This is a genomic window from Spirillospora sp. NPDC049652 (assembly GCF_040675125.1).
GTDB lineage: Bacteria > Actinomycetota > Actinomycetes > Streptosporangiales > Streptosporangiaceae > Spirillospora.
In genome coordinates this window covers 1-3,508 of sequence record NZ_JBFAOF010000783.1, presented here as the reverse complement: position 1 = coordinate 3,508, position 3,508 = coordinate 1, and the positions used below count along the sequence as shown (strand labels likewise).

General features: G+C 72.0%; 5 protein-coding genes. 3 read left to right on the top strand and 2 right to left on the bottom strand.

The genetic code is table 11. From position 1 onward, the window contains the following. Positions 1 to 554, top strand: a 554-nt coding sequence (locus AB0J52_RS32490) for a TetR/AcrR family transcriptional regulator (protein ID WP_500186659.1), incomplete at its 5' end; no start/stop codon positions are given. Positions 555 to 573: 19 nt separating this feature from the next. On the opposite strand, the gene AB0J52_RS32485 is transcribed toward AB0J52_RS32490, so the two are convergent. Continuing rightward, positions 574 to 1,299 carry a DUF6882 domain-containing protein gene (locus AB0J52_RS32485; protein WP_500186658.1) on the bottom strand — a complete coding sequence of 242 codons (726 nt, stop codon included), beginning with the start codon at positions 1,297 to 1,299 and terminating at the stop codon, positions 574 to 576. 180 nt (positions 1,300 to 1,479) lie between these two features. Here AB0J52_RS32485 and AB0J52_RS32480 point away from each other — a divergent pair, with 180 nt between their 5' ends. Together AB0J52_RS32480 and AB0J52_RS32475 are read left to right on the top strand one after the other, a co-directional pair. Next, entirely contained in the window at positions 1,480 to 2,457 is a 978-nt protein-coding gene (locus AB0J52_RS32480) for an ATP-binding cassette domain-containing protein (RefSeq protein ID WP_500186657.1), read from the top strand. After that, positions 2,454 to 3,287: an ABC transporter permease gene (locus AB0J52_RS32475; RefSeq protein ID WP_500186656.1), complete on the top strand. Its 834-nt coding sequence runs from the start codon at positions 2,454 to 2,456 to the stop codon at positions 3,285 to 3,287. The genes AB0J52_RS32480 and AB0J52_RS32475 overlap by 4 nt, the downstream gene beginning before the upstream one ends. Positions 3,288 to 3,303: 16 nt before the next feature. On the opposite strand, the gene AB0J52_RS32470 is transcribed toward AB0J52_RS32475, so the two are convergent. Then, the coding region (locus tag AB0J52_RS32470) for a hypothetical protein (protein ID WP_500186654.1) at positions 3,304 to 3,508 on the bottom strand (205 nt) is incomplete at its 5' end.

Genomic DNA, 3,508 nt, shown 5'->3' with positions numbered 1-3,508 from the left:
CGGCACGTGAGCACCTGTCCGGCGCGGCGGTGACGCGCGTGTCCGTGGACGCGGTGGCCAAGGCCGCCGACGTGTCGCGGCAGACGGTCTACAACGCCTTCGGCTCCAAGTCGGGCCTGCTGGAGGCGCTGTTCGACTCGCTGGCCGAGCATGCCGGGCTCGCGTTGGACCCCGCTTTCGCGGCGGCCGACGCGGACGAGGCGTTGGCGGAGTTCTGTGCGGCGTTCTGCCGGTTCTGGGCGTCGGAGCGTCCGGTCGTGCGCAGGCTGCGGGGACTGGCCGTGCTGGACGACGACCTCGCGCGGCTCCTACGTGAGCGCGACGACATGCGCAGGGCGGCGCTCTCGGCCTTGCTCGGCCGGTTCTCGGCGGAGCCGCCCGCTGCGGACGCCGTGGACGTGATCTGGCAGCTGACCAGCTTCGAGTCGTTCGACCTGCTCGCCGGACGTGACAGAACCGACGCAGACGGCCAGCCCGACGGGGGGCGTGGTGTTGACGAGGTGGCTGAGCTCATCGCGCGTACGGCCGTGGCCGTCCGCGGCGGCAACGCGTGACGCTATGGCCTCGTCGCCGTCAGGAGCGGCCTGGGGAGCAGCTCAGCGCGGTGATCCGGCCGTGGTCGTCGAACTGGACGGCCAGTTCGCCGCCGTCGACCATGTCGCCGGCGACGACGTTCGGAGCCTCCTTGTAGCGGGTGCCGTAGCGGGCGATGTAGCCCTGGACCACGAGCTTGGGGTTGGCCGGGAAGACCTCCGCGGCGGTCATCAGCAGGCGTCCCGTGGCGAGGGGGTTGTAGGTGGCCTCGGGGATCTGCGGATCGTCCAGGTGGAGGTAGGCGGAGCCCTTGCCGTCGTTGATGCGGCATGACCAGCAGCCGTTTCCGCCGAGCGGGTAGGCCGCGGCGAGGGCCATCGTGGTCGCGGCCTGGTGCGGGTTGGGGAAGCCGGAGAAGTCGATGTGCCCGGTGGTGAACTCGACGATGCCGTGCCGGCTGCCGTAGTCGTGCAGCTCGCGTAGCGGGGCGATGGCGGGGTCGTCCCAGGAGAAGTTGGGGTTGGCCCACGACCAGAGCCACGTCTGGCTGAGGTGGGAGAAGCTGCCCATGCTCGTGACGCCGCCGAAGACCTGGCCGCCGCCGGTGAGCGTGCGGGCGCGCAGGTCGAACTGGCGGTCGACGGGGCCCAGGAACTCGTTCAGCACGTCCTGGCGGTGGATCACGACGGCGGACGAGCGGCCCGCGAAGTTCTCGAACGCGTCGCTGTAGCGGGAGAGCGCGAGGGGTTCTTCGATGCCCGGCATGCGGCGTGATCATAGTCAGGCGTCAGCGCCGTGTCAGCGGAACGTCAGCGGACCGGGGGCCGTGACTGCGGCGCGTCAGGCCGAGGGTCGAACGTGGTCGTCGTGGGCGGCGCTCGTGGGCCTCCCACCTCGCGGACGGCGGCGAACGCCCGTCGCCGCCATGACCTCGGGAGGCCAGGAGTGAGTCAGGTGATACGCGCCGAGGGGCTGCGCAAGCGGTTCGGCGACACGCAGGCGCTGGACGGTGTGGACCTCGGTGTCGAGCAGGGGACGGTGCTGGGCGTCCTCGGGCCGAACGGCGCCGGGAAGACGACGGCGGTGCGGGTGCTCGCGACGCTGCTGCGTCCGGACGAGGGCCGGGCGGAGATCTGCGGCTTCGACGTCGTCCGGGACGCGATGCGGGTCCGGGGGCTGATCGGCCTGACGGGGCAGTACGCCTCGCTGGACGAGGAGCTGACCGGCCGGGAGAACCTGGTGATGATCGGCCGGCTGCTGGACCTGCCGCGGGCCGAGGCGCGGGCGCGGGCCGCGGCGCTGCTGGAGCGGTTCCGGCTGAGCGACGCCGGGGGCCGGGCCGTCAAGACCTACTCGGGCGGCATGCGGCGGCGGCTGGACATCGCGGCGAGCATGATCAACCGTCCGCGTGTGGTGTTCCTGGACGAGCCCACGACGGGGCTCGACCCGCGGGCGCGCGGGGACGTCTGGGAGACCGTCCGGGAGATGGTCGACGACGGCGCGACGATCCTGCTGACCACGCAGTACCTGGAGGAGGCGGACGCGCTCGCGGACCGGATCGCGGTGTTCGACCACGGCCGGGTGATCGAGGACGGCACGCCGGCGGAGCTGAAGGCGCGGGCCGGGCGGCAGACGCTGGCGGTCCGGGCGGCCGAGCCGTTCCGCACCGACCAGCTCGCGGCGATCGTCGCGGAGCTGACCGGGGAGCGGCCGGAGGTGCGGCTGGACGCGGGCCTGGTCACCGCCCCGGTGACCGATCCGGGCGTGCTGCGCGCCGTCGTCCAGCGGCTGGACGAGGCGGGCATCGTGGCGGCGGAGGTGGCGCTGCGGCTGCCCAGCCTGGACGAGGTGTTCCTGACCCTGACCGGACACGCGGCGACCGAGACCGGCGCCGGGCAGCAGCTTGAGGAGAGCATCCGATGACGACGTCGATGACCACGAACGCGATGGCGGGGACGGTCCCGTCCGCGCTGCCGCCCGCCCGGATCAGTTTGCGGCGGACCGTCCGGCACAGCCTGACGCTGGCGTGGCGGAACATCGCGCAGCTGCGGCACTCGCCGGAGAAGCTGCTCGACGTCCTGCTGATGCCGCTGGTGTTCCTCACGCTCTTCCTGTACGTGTTCGGCGGGGCGGTCGCCGGGAACACGCACGCCTACCTGCAGCAACTGCTGCCGGGCCTGGTGGCGCAGATGGCGATGTTCGCCACGATGGGCCTCGGGACGGCGCTGAACGAGGACATCCGCAAGGGTGTGTTCGACCGGTTCCGGAGCCTGCCGATCGCCCGGTCCGCGCCGCTGATCGGGACCGTCCTCGGCGACACCGTCCGTTTCCTGACGGTGATGATCGTGCTGTCGGTCTCGGGCACGGCGATGGGTTTCCGGTTCGGCTCCGACCCGCTGCGGGTGCTCGCGGGGTTCGCCCTGGCCTACGTGTTCTACATGGCCTTCTCGTGGATCTCGGTGGTGGTCGGGCTGCTCGCGCCGTCCCCGGAGACCGTGCAGGGGCTCGCCTTCATCTTCGTCATGCCGCTGACGTTCGGCAGCAGCGTGTTCGTGGCGGACACGAGCACGATGCCGGGCTGGCTCCAGGCGTGGACGAAGGTGAACCCGGTGTCGCACCTGACCGAGGCGCTGCGCGCGCTGCTGGTGGGCGGCCCGGTGGGGAACCACGTCTGGTACTCGCTGGCCTGGGCGATCGGAATCGTGACCGTGGTCTTCCCGATCGCGATGCGCATGTACGCGCGGCGCGCGTAACCGCCCCGGGACGGGGTCAGGGAGTCAGGGCCAGGGCGTCTTCGCGGGTGGCGGAGCGGCCTCTCTCGTAGGCGGCGTCGAAGACGTCCTGGCCGAGGATCGGAAGCACGGCGGCCATGACCCGGCGACGGTCATGGCCTTGCGCGTCCTCGAAGCCGATCACGCTGTGGGCCGTGCCGAGGAGCTCCGCGGCGCGTTCGTGCTCGCCGCGCGCGACGGCG

What these genes read in the sequence shown, in the direction of transcription:
- AB0J52_RS32485 (WP_500186658.1), bottom strand. Translation starts at nt 1,299, where the DNA reads ATGCCGGGCATCGAAGAACCCCTCGCGCTCTCCCGCTACAGCGACGCG.
- AB0J52_RS32475 (WP_500186656.1), top strand. Translation starts at nt 2,454, where the DNA reads ATGACGACGTCGATGACCACGAACGCGATGGCGGGGACGGTCCCGTCC.